Source organism: Bacillus sp. ISL-75 (assembly GCF_018613095.1).
In genome coordinates, this window is record NZ_JAGGQX010000020.1 from 41,650 (window position 1) to 59,032 (window position 17,383).

The following is a 17,383-nucleotide window of genomic DNA, read 5'->3' on the forward strand; positions in this document are numbered from 1 at the left end:
GTGAAGACCGTGGAATTTGAAACAGTGATTGGACTTGAGGTCCATGTTGAGTTAAAAACAGATTCAAAAATTTTCTCGGCGAGCCCCAATCATTTTGGAGCTGAACCGAATACAAATACAAGTGTGATTGACCTGGGATACCCAGGAGTTTTACCTGTCCTTAATAAAAAAGCGGTAGAATTTGGGATAAAAGCTGCCATGGCCATTAATTGCGAGGTTGCGACCCACACAAAGTTTGACCGCAAAAACTACTTTTACCCGGACAATCCCAAGGCCTATCAGATTTCCCAGTTTGACAAGCCAATTGGGGAACATGGCTGGATTGATATCGAGGTAAATGGCTATACGAAGCGGATTGGAATTACGCGAATTCATTTGGAAGAAGATGCAGGAAAGCTGAACCATGGCAAAGGATATTCATTATGCGATTACAATCGTCAGGGTACTCCGCTTGTTGAAATCGTTTCTGAACCGGATATTCGCACTCCTGATGAAGCTTATGCCTATCTTGAAAAATTAAAATCCATTATCCAATATACAGGCGTTTCGGATTGTAAAATGGAAGAGGGCTCACTTCGTTGTGACGCAAATATTTCGATTCGTCCCGTTGGACAAGAAGAATTCGGAACGAAAACAGAATTGAAAAACCTGAACTCATTCAATTTTGTCCGCAAAGGGCTTGAATACGAAGAGAAGCGTCAACGCGAAGTAGTGTCGGCCGGTGGAACGATTGATCAAGAAACACGCCGCTTTGATGAAGCCACTGGGGCAACCTTGTTGATGAGGGTCAAAGAAGGTTCCGATGATTATCGTTACTTCCCAGAGCCGGATTTAATGGATTTGTACATTGATGAGGATTGGAAAGATCGAATTCGTGCCGAAATCCCTGAACTGCCAGACCAGCGTCAAAAGCGTTATGTAGAAGAGCTTGGCTTACCAGTTTACGACGCGAAGGTGTTAACTGTAACGAAAGAAATGGCTGATTTCTTCGAGGAGACAGTTAATGGCGGTGCGGATGCGAAGCTTGCCTCGAACTGGATCATGGGGGATGTTTCTGCCTACGTGAATGCTGAGCAAAAAGAGCTTCATCAAGTAGCCTTAACACCAGAAGGTCTAGCAAGCATGATTAAGCTAATCGAAAACGGAACAATTTCTTCGAAAATCGCGAAAACCGTTTTTAAAGAATTAATCGAAAACGGCGGCGATGCCGAGCAAATTGTGAAGGACAAGGGGCTTGTCCAGATTTCCGATGAGGGAACACTTCTCAAAATTATTTCTGAAGTGCTGGATGCGAATCCGCAATCGATTGAAGATTTTAAGAATGGGAAAAATAAAGCGGTGGGCTTCCTAGTTGGGCAATTAATGAAAGCAACTAAGGGTCAGGCCAATCCGCAGATGGTCAATCAGTTATTGCAGCAAGAATTACAAAAACGTTAAACGAAGCTGGCAGAGTCAATTCTGCCAGTTTTTTTATGGTTTGCGTGTTTCGACATTCTTTTCGCAATTTCCCGGGAAAAAATCCTTTTCTTAAAAGGGTTTATCCCGAGACTAATCAAACGTTTGGTTAGTAACGAATGATTAGGTATCGTGTCGAAGCATAAGAGTTTCCCTAAGGAAATCCAAATATCGACTTGTTTTTTATCTTATTAGAGGTAAATTATCGCTCGAGTCGACAAAGGATTTTCACAATAAATGGCTGAAACCCTTTGTTTATATGGCGTCGTGGCTAACTAATCAAACGTTTGGTTAGTTTTTTGGAGCAGTGTAAATTCAACAATCTTTTTTCCGGATTTAGGAGTAAAAGGTTGAGTGGGAGGGCTACTCCGCCTATTTAATTAAACGTTTGATTAGTTTGCAGTTGGTCGAAGGGTGTAAATTTAAAGAGAAATAAGGTGAATGGAAGGCTTAGCTGTCCCAGTTATCGACAAACTATTTATATGATTACCGAGAGAAACTTTGATTTACCGGGGCTGATACTAGTTTTAATCAAACGTTTGGTTAGTCCCGTATTTGGGGGGAAATAGTCGAGGTATGTAAAGGAATAAAGGCTAAATAATAGACTGCTTAATTCGTCTATTTTTCGATACGCTGATAAAATCTAGTTTATCGCTGATAAACTGTGTGAATTCGCTGATAAATGGACTAGATTCGCTGATAAAACCCTCAAATCCGCTGATAAAAAATGAGAGGGGACCTTTATTAGTATATGAAACTAGTTTTTTCGGATAAATTTCCTGTGTTAAGGTGAGACAAAATTGGATTCGAAAATAAAATTGGGTTTTTCACAAATAAATCTTACGTTTTCGAAATTAAAAAGTTAATGATGTCCTTAAAATCCAATTTGACAGGTAGAAATCTATTAAAAAACATATTTACAAACGATTTATTATAAAAATCACCGTCTTTTAATGTGTAAATATCATTTGAAAATAAAAAGAGGGTACCTAAAGCTTCTTAGATACTCCCTTTGTTTTTAAAACGAAATCATCGCACCGCGCTCATCAAAAATGGCCGAAGGATTCCAAGCAACTTCCCATAGGTTATTTTCGGGATCGGCAAAATAAGCTGTCCGTCCGCCCCAGAAGGCATCACTAGGTTTTCTCAGTATTTTTGCCCCTGCGCTGCGAATGCTTTCAATCGTTGTGTCAACTTGTTCTGGCTGATCCACGTTAATAGCAAAGGTCACACCATGGAAGCCCCCAGGAGATTGTGTAAATTCAATGCCGGCATCCTTAGCTAACTCAGCAATCGGAAATAACGAAAGCAGGACCCCGGCCGTTTTAAAGACAGCGTATTGATCTGAGCTTAATTCTGTCTCCTCCCATCCCAGAGCTTGATAAATTTTCCTAAGGACCGGTAAATCGTAGGCACCGATCGTAAGCAAACTAACTCTTTGTGGAACCATAAATAAATCCCTCCATAAAAATTATTATGTGGTACTCTTCTCCAAAAAATTAGTATTCTCCTCCTTAACTAGCGGATAGAGTGAGCCAACTTGCGGATAACCGCCACCAACTTGCGGATAGTAGATTTTAGGATTATTCGTAGTTTAAATCAGCAAATAAATGGTAAGATTTAAACAAAGTGATGTTAAAAATAAAGCGAGGTACACGGATGACAATTTATATTGCGCTGTTACGAGGAATTAATGTTGGCAAGCATAACCGGATTAAAATGGCAGATTTAAAAAGTCTATTAGAAACAATGGGCCTAACCAAGGTGAAAACATATATTCAAAGTGGAAATGTTTTATTCGAAGCAAAAGATGAGGCAGAGCAACTTAGCCAACGATTAGAGGGTGAGATAAGTAAGACATTTGGTTTTCCTGTCCCTGTTATTTTAAGAACAGCTGAGGAATACGAACAGATTATCCGTGATTGCCCCTATTCTATCGATTCGCTTAAGGAAGGCGAGAGTATCCAACTAGCCTTTTTGGCAGAGGAACCCTCCCAAGTGAAAACGGACCATTTACGCAGCTTCGAAAGCGAGCCGGACGAATGTTTTACAAAAGGGAAAGAAGTTTATCTTTTTTTACGGCAGAGCATCCTAGATTCAAAACTAGCAGCACAGCTGCCGAAACTAAGTGTTCCTGCGACAGTACGTAACTGGAAAACCGTCATCAAACTATCGACCATGGTAGAAGATTTGATAAATAAATAACGCTCGGATCGATTGGATCCGAGCGTTTGTCAATTTATTCATTTTTTAATAGGCGAACGCTCTCATTAAATTCCTTTTCAATCGCATCATTTTTCTTATATGTGATCAAGCTGACAACGACTGCTACAATTAGATTGAAGGCAAAGCCTGGAACAATTTCATAAAGTGTGTCACCAAGTCCAACATTTTTCCAAACGATAACGGTAACAGCACCGACGATCATCCCGAAAAGGGCTCCCCAATTCGTAATCTTTTTCCAGAATAAACTTAGCAGGATAACTGGTCCGAAAGAAGCACCGAAGCCTGCCCATGCATAGGCAACAAGGTCTAATATGGTGCTATTTTGCTTGAAAGCAAGTGCAGCAGCAATAACAGCAACTAGAAGAACCGCCATTCTTCCTAAGAAGACAAGTTGTTTATCTTTAGCATTTTTGTTCATCACCATTTTGTATAAATCTTCAACAAGCGCACTAGAAGTTACGATTAATTGGGAAGAAATCGTACTCATAATCGCAGCAAGAATGGCAGCCAAAGCAAATCCAGCGAATAGTGGGTGGAATAAAATCTGGCTTAATTCAATAAATACCGCTTCCGGATTCTTTAATACATGCTCAGGATTATTATGGAAGAATGCAATCCCAATAAATCCTGTGAAAATTGTACCGATAAGTGAGATAATCATCCAGCTCATACCAATTCGACGGGCGCTTTTTGTTTCTTTGATCGTTTTGATTGCCATAAATCTTACAATAATATGCGGCTGGCCAAAATAGCCTAGGCCCCATGCCATTGCCGAAACTATTCCTAAAAAGGTTGTCCCTTTTAATAAGTCCATTTTAGTAGGATCAATCGCTCGAATGGTTTCAAACGTTTCAGCGGGACCGCCCGTGTGAAAGATGCCAATGGCGGGAACAAGTGCTAGGGCAATCAGCATCATTAATCCTTGAATAAAGTCTGTATAACTTACAGCCAAGAATCCACCAAATAGGGTGTAGGCAACCACAACGCCGCCAACAATCAAAAGCCCAGTATGGTAACTCGTGCCAAACGAGCTCTCAAAAAAGACAGCCCCAGAAACCATTCCGGAAGAAACATAAAAAGTAAAGAATATAAGAATAACAATACCTGAAACAATACGGAGTAGTTTGGTGTTGTCTTTAAAACGGTTTTCAAGATAGCTAGGAATCGTGATGGAATCATTGGCAACTTGAGTATAAGAACGCAAGCGAGGTGCAACTAGCAGCCAGTTAAGATAGGCTCCAATCGTTAAACCGACCGCGATCCACGCATCTGCCAAACCGGTTACATAAATTCCCCCAGGTAAGCCCATTAAGAGCCAGCCGCTCATATCAGCAGCCCCTGCACTTAAAGCGGTTACAGCAGGTCCTAAAGACCTTCCCCCAAGCATGTAATCCGTGAGATTGCTAGTCTTTCGATAAGAATACCAACCGATAAAGAGCATAGCGGCAATATAGATTCCAATCGAGAGTAGTTGTAGTGATTCGTTTGACATATATTTCCTCCCCTGTTTTGTTATCGTAGAAAATACTTTTAATAATATTTCCTATATAAAAAATATTCTATCAACTTTAAAACTCTATTACTAGTGTAAAAATATGTTTTTATAAAGTAGGGAAAAATACTTGTAGTATAACATTGGCGAATCTGCTTAAGCAGTTCGATTGTAACGTGTACTTGAAACGACTATTATAGAAGCAAATGGAAAGGGTGCTGTGTAAATGGATTTAAACCAATGGTTTCAAAAAGGATTAACTGTCGATGGGTACATCAACGCGATGACCACCAATAAAGATGAAATGCTTACAATCTATAAGCAATTTACCTTAACGGACGAAGACAGAAATAAACTCGAGGCATTAAGACCGCAAAAATTACGAGCGATTGTCCTCTCAGAGGATTGGTGTGGGGATGCGATGCTGAATAACCCAATTTTGCTGCGAATAGCTGAGGCCGCCGGGATGGAAGTCCGTTTTGTGCTCCGCGATTCTAATTTGGAGTTAATGGACCAATATTTAACCAACGGCACGTCGAGAGCCATTCCAATTTTTATTTTTATCAATGAAGAAGGCAATGAAGTAGGCGTTTGGGGACCAAGAGCACCTGAGATACAGGCATTTGTAATCGAAAAGCGTGCTGCTTTGCCAGAAAAAGAAGCTGAGGATTTCCAAGAGAAACAAATGGCAATGTTTAAGAGCTTTAAAGAAACCTATCAAACAGATGCGGCCATTTGGCAAACCGTTGCCAATAGTATCCTATCGACACTGTTAAAATAACAAAGAGGATCCCCAAGTAGTTTTAACTACAAGGGGATCCTTTTCTCTTCCAGATTAAATACTGCTGTTCTTTGGAGGGATGCGGTCGTTCTGCAAATTTTTATCACTGATTTTTGGCTCAATTCCAAGAATGAAATTACGGATGTTCGACCGGTGCAAATAAATTAAGAAAAAAGTAAATAAAAAAGAGATAAGTTCTAACTCAAAATTAGGAGAAACCAATGCATATACGAGCATACTTAGACCAACGGTGATGGAGCCGAAGAATACATACTTTGTTAAAAAAATAACCAAAAAGAAGGTAATATAGGCAATTACTAATAAAGGAAAATTGGCAATCAACAGTGCTCCGGCAGTTGTAGCAATCGCCTTTCCCCCTCTAAAGCCTGCAAAAATTGGAAAGCAATGTCCAACAACAGCAGCGAATCCAAAGTAAAGGGGTTCCGCCTCAAGATTGAAGTAAATTGGCATGTAGGCTGCCAAAGCGCCCTTCGCAAGATCAATAAGCAGGACGAAAATAGCTGACTTTTTACCAAGAACCCTCAATGTGTTGGTTGCACCAGGATTTTTGCTGCCATGATCCCGGATGTCTACACCAAACACCAACCTGCCTACAATTAGGGCGGTGGGAACGCTTCCAATTAAGTAGGAAGCTAGAAGCAACAGCCAAAACATAAGCACCCTTCCCCCATCTATTATTTTAAGCTAATAAGAAAGAATAAACTTTCGGTGCGAAAGTTCATACTTTCTTATTTCGCATAAGTGAAACTATGCCTCTGTCTTCGCCTAACGGCTCGCCAGTCGGCAAGTTTTCTTTATAAATTCGTGTTATTTATAGATTCTATCACACTTCAGTGGTATTATTTTGTTGAATTCTCACTATTAGTAAGAAAAGGGAGCGCTCAACATGAGACAAATTGATTTTGGTCAAGTTGCTAATAGCTATGCAAGCGCAAGAGAAGATATTCCCGTAACCTTAATGGATAGCCTCCATCTCCGCAATATTTTTTTTGAAGGAAAAAAAGTCGCTGATATCGGCTCGGGAACGGGTGTGTTAACAAGAAAAGTGGCCTTACGAAAAGCGGATGTAATTGGCATTGAGCCATCAAAGGAAATGCTAGAACAGGCAAAGGCTTTCAATCTTACGAAGAATTTTACCATTCCATATCAACTGGGCAGTGCAGAAGATACAGGTCTAAAAGATTCACAGTTTGATATTGTCACAGTAATAAGGGCATGGCATTGGTTTGATCGTCCTAAGGCAATCCAAGAAATGAAAAGGATATTAAAAGCAAAAGGGACGTTAATTGTTATTGATTCTGGTTTTCTATCAGGCACGCCTGCCGTTGAAAAAACCTTTGCAGTGCTAGCTAAATACGTTGAAGGCGGCTTATTGCCAGCAGGTTCGAAAGCAGAGTCCCAGATGCGGATGAACGGATTTCCCATCGAGTGGTTTGCTGAATGGCAGACAAATGGTTTCGAACTAAGAGATTTTTATAAGTTAAATTACAGGGTCAACTTTACAAAGCAGGAATGGATCGAGCGAATGGAGTCGATTTCATGGCTGGCAGGAATAGATGTAACTGTTCGAAAAGCGGCATTGGAGGAGTTAGCCAGTTCAATACCAGATCAAGAATCCTTTGTCATTCCACATGAATGTAATGTTTGTATTTTAAGAATTGGTGAGTAGACCTTCTACTATTTACGTTATAATAACTTAAAAGATAAACTCATCACATGATGAAACAACATCGCCTTATGAAAAGGATGATCAATTTGAGTCAGAAGCTAAAAATTCAACAGCCAAAAATTCCACCAAGTTTAACACCATTAGACTTTAACGATAGAGAAGATTCTTACATTAACATGGCAATCATCAGCGACTGCTCGATTTCACAAGAGGAAATTGAAAAGCTAATTTTTGAGGAGGTTGTATTTAAAAATGTAACCTTTCTCGATGGATCATTTCGGTTTATTCAATTAACCGATGTCATTTTTGATCGATGCGATCTATCCAATGCGGATTTTACCGATGGAATTATCCACCGTGTCGAGTTTCGCGATTCTAAACTATTAGGTTTAAATCTTGCTGATGCTACCCTTCGTAATGTCTTGTTTGAAAGCTGTAATCTGAATATGGGCTCGTTTGGATATGCCGATTTGAAGGAAATGAGATTTGAAAATTGTTCCCTTCGCAATGCTGATTACTATGATGCCAAGTTTAAAAAAATTGAATTTAAAAATTGTGATCTTGATGATGTGAATTTTACGGGAACCACTCTTAAAGGAGTGGACCTCAGCACCTGTAAATTTAACCGCTTAAATCTCTCACTTGATAGTGTTGCAGGGTGCACGGTTTCTGCAGACCAGGCGCTAGGATTTGCGAAACTATTAGGATTGGAAATTAAAGAATAATCTACGATATATCTGCTAAAAACCGTGCTGCCGACGTCGCACGGTTTTTTCTTGTGGAATTTTTCTGCCATGAAAATTAGCATGGTATGATAAAAAAGATTCAAAAAAATATTTTTTAAATTAGTGTAGGGTTTTTTCAATAAGCTGTCGTCTATTAAAGTGAGTAACAACAAAGAAAGGGGGAGAGAACAATTACCGATGCAGCCTTAATAGAAAATGTGTTGGAAGGCAACGATCACGCCTTTCGCCTTTTGGTTGAGAAGTACCGCAATGATGTGTTCCGGACCATCTTTGCTGTTCTTCGCGACCAAAAGGAGGCAGAAGACGCAGCACAGGAAGTATTTATGAAAATCTATACTTCTCTCCCCCAATACCAAAATCAAGGTTTCAAAACGTGGATGACGCGAATAGCAGTTAATCATGCGATAGATATCAAAAGAAAACAAGTGAGACGAAGAGAGGAAGTGGCGGAGGAACTCGAGCTGCAGTTAGTAGGGACACCGAAGGATAGTGTTGAAAAAGAGATAATGGAAATTGACCGAAGAAGGCTCGTCAGGAAGAAGCTTGATGAACTGCCCGAAAATTACCGTGATGTGATTTATGGATTTTACATAGCGGAAAAAAGCTATCAGCAAATGGCAGAAGAACAAAATGTACAGGTGAAAACGATTGAAACAAAGCTGTACCGGGCTCGCCATTGGATGAAAAAGAATTGGAAGGAGGACGATTTTTCATGAAACATTACACTTATGATGAGTGGTTGCAATACGTTAATGACGAAATCAATGAGAATTCAAGGCAGGAATTAGAAGACCATTTATACTCGTGCGACCAATGTCTCAACCATTACTTAATGGCGATGGGAGCAAATGAATCATCGCTTCCAATTCTATCAGACATGAGCGAGTTTACCGATTTGGTCATGGCAGAGGTTTCGAAACAAAAAATCGTGGTGCCTGACACCGTTAGACACCTTAACACTATGTTAATGGTTCCTTCGGTGCCTGACACCAAAAATGACACCAAAAATGATGCCAAAACCATAATGAAGAAAAAACCTTTTTATCAGCAAGCGGCATTCCATTATCTGCTGGCTGCAGCGGCGACGATTCTGTTGACCTTCACGGGTGCTTTTCAGTCGCTCGCTACGTATGCGAATTCGTTAGAAAGCCCGCAACCACAAGTTCAGAAAAAGAAGCATTCGGTCACAGAGGGTGTTATTAATAAAACCTTTGCATGGATGGATTCACTAGAAAAAAAGGAGGCAGTTAAGAAATGAAAAATCCGACAAAAGCATTGACCTTATCCTTATTTCCAGGCCTTGGTCATATATATTTCGGCAACATGTTTCGCGGAGTACTATATCTACTGACCGTAATGGGGTTGGCGTTCGTCACTGTCATTGGGTTAGTAACGAATAATGAGGAAGTTGGCATTGTTACTTTTATGTTAGGACTATTCATTTACCTAATTAGTTTTATCGACATGGGTGTGCAGGTTTCTAAACATAAAAAAGCGCAGAAGGCAGCGAACCCAGATGAGCCGCAGCCACAGGCTTCCCAAGATTCAGAACGCTTCTATACCATCGTTTTGTCATTTATTCCGGGACTAGGGCACTTCCAAATTGGACTGATGAACAGAGGCTTAACACTTTTGGCAACGTTTTTGGGACTGGGGGTCATGGTTACATTTGTAACTGCACTTTCCAACCGCGGCGAATTTATGGTCTTTATGGCAGCCCTGCCGATTATCTGGGTCTACGGATTCTTTGATGCGGTTCAACAGGTAAATAAAAAGCAGCGCGGTGAGGAGCTTGTCGACAGAACGATCTTTGAAGACTTTGAAATGCGCCGCGAGGACGGGAAAAAGAGTAAGTCGATTGCGACTTTTCTTTCGATCTTCCCAGGGGCAGGCCACCTCTATTTAGGCTTACAGCGCCGGGGCATTCAGTTAATGGCAGCGTTTCTCTTTTCTATCTATATTTTAGATATCTTACGGCTTGGTATCTTCTTGTTCTTAATCCCGATCATTTGGTTTTACAGCTTTTTTGATGCGATGCAAAAGGTTTCAAAGTACGGGGAAGAAACGGTGGAGGATGTTCCGATTATTGCTTATTTCCTTAACCATCAGAAATGGGTCGGCATTGGGCTTGTTTTGATGGGACTCTACTATCTAGTGATGAACGTCCTGCTTCCAGCTTTTTCACCGATGTTAAGCAGGTTAATTGATATCGATGTGATGTATTGGGTTCAAGGTTATTTTCAAACGGGACTTGTTTGTCTACTGTTGATTGGCGGGGGAATTAAACTTCTATCTGGAAGCAAACAAAAGCAGGGGGCTGAGAAGCATGAGTAAGTGGGGAAAAACAATTGCAGGGGCAGCTATAATCGGGTTCGGGATTGGGTTCCTTTTTAGAAAAAGAAAGGGAGGAGAAGAAGCATGAGAACTTGGCGTGTTGGGACGTTTTCGATGGGGGCCTCACTCGTTTTCCTTGGCCTCTTTCTCTTTTTTTCAAAGTTTTTGGGGTTAGACCTTGTACAAGTTATGACGGCTTGGTGGCCGCTTCTATTGGTTGTTCTCGGAATTGAAATTCTCCTTTATTTGTTTTTGTCACGGCAGGAAAAGCCGGTCTTGAAATATGATTTTCTTAGTATTTTCTTTGTAGGATTAATTGGAACTGCGGGAATTGCGTTTGCAATTTTAAGCACAACGGGGATTATGGGGAAGGTGGAAGAAGTGATGGCGAGGGAAGAGCGCTCGTTTGAACTGCCTGCTTTTTCCTACCAAATGGATGACAGCATCAAACGGGTGGTGGTCAGGACGGTGGGCCATCAGATGACGGTGGAGTCAACGGAGGAAAAGGAGGTATCATTGTTCGGTACATACCGGGTGCAAACAGCCAAAAAGGAGAAGTTACTCCAAAGTGCGGATGATGTGATTTCAGCAAACCAAAAGGGTGATACGCTCTATTTAAACATGAAGTCACTGCCAAACGAAATGAGTCCGTTTAATGCAAGTGGAGAGGTTGCTGCGACGCTTTTGGTTCCAAATCATGTGAAGCTTGAGGTGATTGGCAGTGATAATGCGTTAACCTTAAAGCCACGCTCGCTTGTGAACGACTGGAGTATTGAAAGTGTCGGATCGGTCGTTATCGATGTGGCCGCGGCTAGCAATTTGAAGGTTGCAGCAGTAGGTGCCCAAGGGGTAAGAGGGAAAGATGGCGACTGGAAGGTGTCAACGGAAAAGGATTTAAATGGCATCGACAATGGCAGGAAAAATGCGGTTTATCAATCCGGTGAAGGAAAATACCATATCAATATTGCCAATGCCTATGATGTTAGTCTTACTACGAATAAATAAATATATAGACAAGTGATTTAGACATACATGGATAAATCCACTTGTCTCGATTTTTGCAAAAAAATAAAAAAACGTTATGATAGGAGTTGGATGTTTGAAGAAAATAGTTTATAGGCTTGGTTATAAGTTTGTAAGCTAGGATAATAATTGGTAGAATATTGAATTGAGCAGATAACGAATGCCGATTGTTGATTTCAAAAATAGGATGATGAAAACGATGAAAAGAGCAAGACTAATTTACAATCCTACCTCAGGACGTGAAATACTAAAGCGGAATCTTCCAGAAATTCTTCAAAAGCTTGAGATTGCTGGGTATGAAGCTTCTTGTCACGCAACCACTGGTGCAGGCGATGCGACCGAAGCAGCACGCTTAGCTGTTGAGCGTCAGTATGATATCGTCATTGCAGCGGGTGGAGATGGTACGATTCATGAAGTGGTCAATGGACTTGCGGAACAAGATTACCGTCCTAAATTAGGGATTATTCCAGCAGGAACCACGAATGACTTTGCCCGAGCCCTCCATATCCCCAGAGATATTGGACCAGCTGTAGATATTATCACTAAAGGTGAATTGATTCCCGTCGATATTGGACGTATCAATGATCGATATTTTATTAATATTGCGGGCGGCGGTAGACTAACCGAGCTTACATATGAAGTACCAAGCAAATTGAAAACGATGCTCGGCCAACTAGCCTACTACTTAAAAGGGATGGAAATGCTGCCTTCTATTAAACCTTCCGAAGTTTCGATTGAGTATGATGGGAAACTGTTTGAGGGTGAAGCGATGCTCTTTCTTGTCGGGCTGACAAACTCGATTGGCGGCTTTGAAAAGCTGGCACCGGATTCTTCTATTAACGATGGACTCTTTTCATTATTAATATTGAAAAAGACGAATCTTGCTGAATTTATCCGGATTGCGACGTTGGCTCTTCGCGGTGAGCATGTAAATGATCCAAATGTCATCTACACTCAGGCCAACCGGATTAAAGTCCAGGCAGTAGATAAAGTCCAGTTGAATTTGGATGGGGAATTTGGCGGCTTGCTTCCAGCCGAGTTTGAAAACTTGTACCGTCATTTAGAGGTGTTTGTTCCTCTTGATGATATTCGCCCGAATGATCGGCCGACTGACTGGGAATCGGGGAAAAGATATAGCTAAGAGAAAAGTTCGTTCCAATCGGAGCGGGCTTTTTTTACAGGTGAAAAAAGGAATTGTGTAATAGTCCTAGAATAATGTCTGTAATGAAATGAGAAGGGGCGTTGTGAAATGAAGGCGTTAATAAATATCGATTATACCTATGATTTTGTGGCGGTTGATGGGGCGTTAACATGCGGTGAGCCAGGACAAAAAATCGAAGGAAGGATGGTTGAACTGACAAAAGAGTTTATTACGAAGGGTGATTATGTTGTATTTGCCATTGATGTCCACGATCAGGGTGACCAATACCATCCAGAAACAAAATTGTTTCCGCCGCATAACCTTCGTGGGACGTCAGGAAGAGACTTGTTTGGCGCGCTGAAGGAAATGTTTGAAATGAATGAACAACGTGAGAATGTTACCTTTATGGATAAAACAAGATACTCTGCTTTCGCGGGAACAGACCTTGAAATCAAATTACGAGAGCGCGGAATTACAGAAGTTCATTTGGTCGGCGTCTGCACTGATATTTGTGTTCTTCATACAGCAGTAGATGCTTACAATAAAGGATTTAAGATTGTGGTATATAAGGATGCCATGGCTTCTTTTAATCAGGCGGGTCATGAATGGGCCCTCGGACATTTTGAACAATCCCTTGGAGCAATAGTTAAATAGACTTTCGAGGGTAATATTGGTTATAATGATTGAAAAGCTGAAACAGTATTTCGGAGGTCTGATTATGACACACTTTTATCACGATGATAGTTTAACTCTGCATACCGATCTATATCAGATCAATATGGTTGAAACGTATTGGAGAGATGGGATACATAATAAACGCGCGGTCTTCGAACTATTTTTCCGCAAGCTTCCGTTCGGGAACGGCTATGCAGTATTCGCTGGATTGGAGAAAGTTATCCAGTTTATTCAAGGCTTCCGCTTTAGTGAGGAAGATCTCGAGTATTTGCAAAATGAAGTAGGGTACAAGGAAGATTTTATCCAATATCTTAGAGACATCCGTTTCACCGGAACAATCTGTGCGATGAAAGAGGGCGAGCTTGTTTTTGGCAATGAACCGATTTTACGTGTCGAAGCTCCGCTTTGTGAAGCGCAATTGATTGAAACGGCGCTGCTAAACATTGTGAACTATCAAACATTAATTGCTACGAAGGCATCCCGCATTAAGCAAGTTGTGGGTGATGAAGTGGCGATGGAATTTGGGACAAGACGGGCCCAGGAAATGGATGCTGCGATTTGGGGAACAAGAGCAGCCTACCTTGCCGGTTTTGAATCAACAAGCAATGTAAGAGCGGGTAAGCTGTTTGGCATTCCTGTATCTGGAACACATGCCCATTCGATGGTCCAAGCATATAAAGACGAATATACGGCTTTCATTAAATATGCAGAATCACACAAGGATTGTGTCTTTTTGGTTGATACATATGATACACTCCGCCTCGGTGTTCCAAATGCGATTAAAGTGGCAAAAGAATTAGGCGATAAAATTAATTTTATCGGAATTCGTCTTGATAGCGGCGACCTTGCATACCTATCAAAGGAAGCACGCAAAATGCTCGATGAGGCTGGATTCACTGATGCTAAGATTGTTGCCTCAAGTGATTTAGATGAATATACGATTATGAGTTTGAAATCTCAAGGTGCCAAAATTGACAGCTGGGGAGTGGGTACAAAGCTGATTACGGCTTACGACCAAGCTGCACTTGGTGCGGTTTATAAAATTGTGGCCATAGAGGATGAAAGAGGGAAAATGGAAGATACGATCAAGATCTCTTCTAATCCAGAAAAGGTTACAACCCCAGGTTTGAAGAGAATTTATCGCATCATCAATAATACAAACCACCATGCTGAAGGTGATTATATTGCGTTAGCGGACGAAAAGCTGCCTGAAAAACGGCTGCGGATGTTCCATCCAACCCACACGTATTTGAATAAGGTGGTTACCAACTTTACAGCAAAAGAATTACATGAAGAAATCTTTTCTAAAGGTGAGCTTGTTTATAAAATGCCTTGCTTGGAAGAATCCCGTGATTATTTAAAGCAAAACCTCGATGCACTTTGGGGCGAGTATCAGCGGATTACGAATCCAGAAGATTATCCAGTTGACTTGAGTCAAAAATGCTGGGATAACAAGATGAGAAATATTGAAGAGGTTAAAGACAAGGTAGAGGCAATGAAAAGGTAACGATCAGGCGTTCTTTTGATAAAAAAGGGCAGACTTAAGGGGGCTTTATTTCCCTTTTGAGTCTGCCCTTCGTTTATTTTTGTTTGAAGAAATCGACAAAGGCATGGAAAATTTCGATACCCTGGTAGGTAAGCATACTTGCGGCTGATACTGAAAAGAAGCCAATGATTACAAAGCGGATCCACATATTAATTTCCTCCCTTATTATGGTGTAAGCTTATGATTCGGGAGGGTGGATCACATAGTTTGATTGATGGAAGATGGGAATGAGAAAAATAAAGCTTTTGTGAAAACTTATGAACAAATAAATGAGTGGAGCTAGTGCTGCTGAAAGGATGGTCGTAAGGATAAAGAGAGTTTGTATAACAACGGGAAGCTTTTTTTCATCACCCCATTGATCTTTCACCTTGCCATCATCTACGTTGATGATTGCTTTGATATCAGGATGAGAGTGTGAAAGTGTATATGAAAAGTGGCTAAAGGTGAAAGAAAGGAAGGCAAAGAGTAACGGAATGGACAGTTTTTTTATTAGCTTGATTATCATCCACTCCTTCCAGTAATGAGATTGTTTTAATCATATACACTTTTATTATATTTGGAAATAAAAATATTCTGACAATTTTCGTGGTCTTATTGAAAAAAAGGCTTTTGTCCATTAACAGGTTTCGCAATCAGTCATGCTTTGTGTTACAATCTTAGCAGTCAAAACGAGCAAAGGAAGAAACGTATGAGCAGAATAGTACCGGTTAATAAAAATGATTACATAGATGTAGTTTTTGAAGATTTAACCCATGACGGAGCGGGTGTGGCCAAGGTGGATGGGTACCCGTTATTTGTCCCGAACGGACTGCCGGGCGAAAAGGCAAAAGTGAAGGTAATTAAGACAGGCAAAGGGTACGGCTTTGGGCGATTGGTCGAGCTTTATGGAAAAAGCCCGTTCCGAGTCGATATTGAGAGCGGTGATATCCATAAATATGGCGGCTGCCAGCTCGAGCACATCAGCTATGAAGGCCAGCTGCAATATAAAGAAAACCAGGTCCGTCAGGTGCTCAAACGGATCGGTAAACTGGAGGATGTTGTTGTTCATCCGATTCTGGGGATGGACCATCCCTTGCATTACCGCAATAAAGCCCAGGTACCTGTTGGAGAGAAGGACGGCAAATTGATTGCTGGCTTCTTTAAACCGAGAAGCCATGAAATTGTTGATACGAATGAGAGTGTCATTCAATTGCCTGAAATTAATGAAGCCGTCCAAACGGTAAAGGAAATATGCAGTGAGCTAGGGATTCGTGCGTATCACGAGGAATCTCATAAAGGTGTACTCAGACACATTATGGCTCGTTATGGTCAGCAGACGGGAGAGCTCATGGTAGTAATTATCACGAGGACGGCAGATCTTCCTCAGAAAAATCAGCTGGTAGAGCAAATTGTTGCAAGGCTGCCGAAGGTAAAGTCAATCGTTCATAATGTCAATTCGAAGCGCACAAACGTCATCATGGGAGAAAAAACGACCGTTTTGTGGGGGAATGAAGTCATCTATGACTATATCGGGGATGTGAAATTTGCCATTTCTGCACTGTCCTTTTACCAAGTAAACCCTGTTCAAACAAAGGTGTTATATGATAAGGCGCTTGAATATGCGGACCTTTGCGGTGAAGAAAGCGTGATTGATGCTTACTGTGGAATCGGAACGATTTCTCTATTTTTAGCACAAAAAGCCCGGAAAGTATTCGGCGTAGAAGTTGTCCCAGAGGCAATAGAGGATGCTAAGCGGAATGCAGCGTTGAATGAAATGACGAATACAGAGTTTGCTGCTGGGGAAGCCGAGGTTGTTATACCGAAGTGGTATAAGGAAGGAAATGTGGCCGATGTCTTGGTCGTTGACCCGCCGCGCAAAGGGTGTGACGAGGCCTTGCTGCAGACGATTATTGAGATGAAACCGAAAAAAGTCGTTTATGTATCGTGTAATCCAGCCACCTTAGCAAGAGATTTGCGGATATTGGAAGACGGCGGATACAAAACGGTGGAAGTGCAGCCGGTCGATATGTTTCCGATGACGACGCATTGTGAAGCGGTCGCGTGGATGGAGTTGGTATAATAGAAAAGCAGTTGATATAGAAAAAATCTATACCATCTGCTTTTTTATTTATAAAAATACCATTCAGGACGGATTTTCGTTAAAATAAACATTGCCGATTTTCACAATAGTTTTTCACAAATTATAAATGTCCAAATGTACTTGTGTTTGATAATAAGTTATTAAGCATGATATAAGTGTAAAAGAAGTGGAACATTTGGCTTTATATTTTTTGA

The 17,383-nt window shown here is 41.0% G+C and carries 17 protein-coding genes; 13 read left to right on the forward strand and 4 right to left on the reverse strand.

Annotated features, from left to right (window positions below; translation table 11 throughout):
- Positions 1-9: 9 nt before the first annotated feature.
- Positions 10-1,437: an Asp-tRNA(Asn)/Glu-tRNA(Gln) amidotransferase subunit GatB gene (gatB, locus tag J7E63_RS09470; protein WP_215011371.1), complete on the forward strand. Its 1,428-nt coding sequence runs from the start codon at positions 10-12 to the stop codon at positions 1,435-1,437.
- 1,036 nt (positions 1,438-2,473) lie between these two features.
- On the opposite strand, the gene J7E63_RS09475 is transcribed toward gatB, so the two are convergent.
- Positions 2,474-2,905: a VOC family protein gene (locus tag J7E63_RS09475; RefSeq protein WP_215011373.1), complete on the reverse strand. Its 432-nt coding sequence runs from the start codon at positions 2,903-2,905 to the stop codon at positions 2,474-2,476.
- Positions 2,906-3,114: 209 nt separating this feature from the next.
- Here J7E63_RS09475 and J7E63_RS09480 point away from each other — a divergent pair, with 209 nt between their 5' ends.
- Positions 3,115-3,660, forward strand: coding sequence for a DUF1697 domain-containing protein (locus tag J7E63_RS09480; protein WP_215011375.1), 546 nt, complete (start codon positions 3,115-3,117; stop codon positions 3,658-3,660).
- Positions 3,661-3,694: 34 nt separating this feature from the next.
- Here J7E63_RS09480 and putP read toward each other — a convergent pair whose 3' ends face one another.
- Positions 3,695-5,173, reverse strand: a complete 1,479-nt coding sequence (putP, locus tag J7E63_RS09485; RefSeq protein WP_215011377.1) for a sodium/proline symporter PutP — start codon at positions 5,171-5,173, stop codon at positions 3,695-3,697.
- Positions 5,174-5,399: 226 nt separating this feature from the next.
- Between putP and J7E63_RS09490 the strand changes: the two genes are divergently transcribed.
- Positions 5,400-5,954, forward strand: a complete 555-nt coding sequence (locus J7E63_RS09490; RefSeq protein WP_215011379.1) for a thioredoxin family protein — start codon at positions 5,400-5,402, stop codon at positions 5,952-5,954.
- 54 nt (positions 5,955-6,008) lie between these two features.
- On the opposite strand, the gene plsY is transcribed toward J7E63_RS09490, so the two are convergent.
- A complete protein-coding gene (plsY, locus tag J7E63_RS09495) occupies positions 6,009-6,629 on the reverse strand; it encodes a glycerol-3-phosphate 1-O-acyltransferase PlsY (protein WP_215011381.1) in 621 nt (206 codons plus the stop codon).
- A 232-nt stretch (positions 6,630-6,861) separates the two neighbouring features.
- Here plsY and J7E63_RS09500 point away from each other — a divergent pair, with 232 nt between their 5' ends.
- The 9 genes from J7E63_RS09500 (at position 6,862) to J7E63_RS09540 (ending at position 15,070) form a co-directional block, all read left to right on the forward strand.
- Positions 6,862-7,644 carry a class I SAM-dependent methyltransferase gene (locus tag J7E63_RS09500; protein ID WP_215011383.1) on the forward strand — a complete coding sequence of 261 codons (783 nt, stop codon included), beginning with the start codon at positions 6,862-6,864 and terminating at the stop codon, positions 7,642-7,644.
- Positions 7,645-7,721: 77 nt separating this feature from the next.
- Positions 7,722-8,369, forward strand: coding sequence for a pentapeptide repeat-containing protein (locus J7E63_RS09505; RefSeq protein ID WP_215011555.1), 648 nt, complete (start codon positions 7,722-7,724; stop codon positions 8,367-8,369).
- A gap of 221 nt (positions 8,370-8,590) precedes the next feature.
- Positions 8,591-9,106, forward strand: a complete 516-nt coding sequence (locus J7E63_RS09510; RefSeq protein ID WP_251033448.1) for a sigma-70 family RNA polymerase sigma factor — start codon at positions 8,591-8,593, stop codon at positions 9,104-9,106.
- Positions 9,103-9,648: an anti-sigma factor family protein gene (locus tag J7E63_RS09515; RefSeq protein ID WP_215011385.1), complete on the forward strand. Its 546-nt coding sequence runs from the start codon at positions 9,103-9,105 to the stop codon at positions 9,646-9,648. The genes J7E63_RS09510 and J7E63_RS09515 overlap by 4 nt, the downstream gene beginning before the upstream one ends.
- Complete coding sequence (locus J7E63_RS09520) at positions 9,645-10,724, forward strand: hypothetical protein (protein ID WP_215011387.1); 1,080 nt, start codon at positions 9,645-9,647, stop codon at positions 10,722-10,724. The genes J7E63_RS09515 and J7E63_RS09520 overlap by 4 nt, the downstream gene beginning before the upstream one ends.
- Before the next feature lie 84 nt (positions 10,725-10,808).
- Positions 10,809-11,729, forward strand: a complete 921-nt coding sequence (locus tag J7E63_RS09525; RefSeq protein ID WP_215011389.1) for a hypothetical protein — start codon at positions 10,809-10,811, stop codon at positions 11,727-11,729.
- 217 nt (positions 11,730-11,946) lie between these two features.
- Positions 11,947-12,888 (forward strand): diacylglycerol kinase, encoded by a 942-nt coding sequence (locus J7E63_RS09530; protein ID WP_214998069.1) that lies wholly within the window; start codon positions 11,947-11,949, stop codon positions 12,886-12,888.
- 108 nt (positions 12,889-12,996) lie between these two features.
- On the forward strand, positions 12,997-13,542 hold the full coding sequence (locus J7E63_RS09535) for a cysteine hydrolase family protein (RefSeq protein ID WP_215011391.1): 546 nt from the start codon (positions 12,997-12,999) through the stop codon (positions 13,540-13,542).
- Between the two features lie 64 nt (positions 13,543-13,606).
- Positions 13,607-15,070 (forward strand): nicotinate phosphoribosyltransferase, encoded by a 1,464-nt coding sequence (locus J7E63_RS09540; RefSeq protein WP_215011393.1) that lies wholly within the window; start codon positions 13,607-13,609, stop codon positions 15,068-15,070.
- A gap of 217 nt (positions 15,071-15,287) precedes the next feature.
- Here J7E63_RS09540 and J7E63_RS09545 read toward each other — a convergent pair whose 3' ends face one another.
- The gene (locus tag J7E63_RS09545; RefSeq protein WP_215011395.1) at positions 15,288-15,614 is read right to left on the reverse strand and encodes a hypothetical protein; all 327 of its coding nucleotides are present in this window, start codon (positions 15,612-15,614) and stop codon (positions 15,288-15,290) included.
- A gap of 183 nt (positions 15,615-15,797) precedes the next feature.
- Between J7E63_RS09545 and rlmD the strand changes: the two genes are divergently transcribed.
- Complete coding sequence (rlmD, locus tag J7E63_RS09550) at positions 15,798-17,168, forward strand: 23S rRNA (uracil(1939)-C(5))-methyltransferase RlmD (protein WP_215011397.1); 1,371 nt, start codon at positions 15,798-15,800, stop codon at positions 17,166-17,168.
- Positions 17,169-17,383 lie beyond the last annotated feature (215 nt).

Coding starts and splice junctions, on each gene's coding strand:
- J7E63_RS09475 (WP_215011373.1), bottom strand. CDS start 2,905: ATGGTTCCACAAAGAGTTAGTTTGCTTACGATCGGTGCCTACGATTTA.
- J7E63_RS09480 (WP_215011375.1), top strand. CDS start 3,115: ATGACAATTTATATTGCGCTGTTACGAGGAATTAATGTTGGCAAGCAT.
- putP (WP_215011377.1), bottom strand. CDS start 5,173: ATGTCAAACGAATCACTACAACTACTCTCGATTGGAATCTATATTGCC.
- J7E63_RS09490 (WP_215011379.1), top strand. CDS start 5,400: ATGGATTTAAACCAATGGTTTCAAAAAGGATTAACTGTCGATGGGTAC.
- plsY (WP_215011381.1), bottom strand. CDS start 6,629: ATGTTTTGGCTGTTGCTTCTAGCTTCCTACTTAATTGGAAGCGTTCCC.
- J7E63_RS09500 (WP_215011383.1), top strand. CDS start 6,862: ATGAGACAAATTGATTTTGGTCAAGTTGCTAATAGCTATGCAAGCGCA.
- J7E63_RS09505 (WP_215011555.1), top strand. CDS start 7,722: ATGATCAATTTGAGTCAGAAGCTAAAAATTCAACAGCCAAAAATTCCA.
- J7E63_RS09515 (WP_215011385.1), top strand. CDS start 9,103: ATGAAACATTACACTTATGATGAGTGGTTGCAATACGTTAATGACGAA.
- J7E63_RS09520 (WP_215011387.1), top strand. CDS start 9,645: ATGAAAAATCCGACAAAAGCATTGACCTTATCCTTATTTCCAGGCCTT.
- J7E63_RS09525 (WP_215011389.1), top strand. CDS start 10,809: ATGAGAACTTGGCGTGTTGGGACGTTTTCGATGGGGGCCTCACTCGTT.
- J7E63_RS09530 (WP_214998069.1), top strand. CDS start 11,947: ATGAAAAGAGCAAGACTAATTTACAATCCTACCTCAGGACGTGAAATA.
- J7E63_RS09535 (WP_215011391.1), top strand. CDS start 12,997: ATGAAGGCGTTAATAAATATCGATTATACCTATGATTTTGTGGCGGTT.
- J7E63_RS09540 (WP_215011393.1), top strand. CDS start 13,607: ATGACACACTTTTATCACGATGATAGTTTAACTCTGCATACCGATCTA.
- J7E63_RS09545 (WP_215011395.1), bottom strand. CDS start 15,614: ATGATAATCAAGCTAATAAAAAAACTGTCCATTCCGTTACTCTTTGCC.
- rlmD (WP_215011397.1), top strand. CDS start 15,798: ATGAGCAGAATAGTACCGGTTAATAAAAATGATTACATAGATGTAGTT.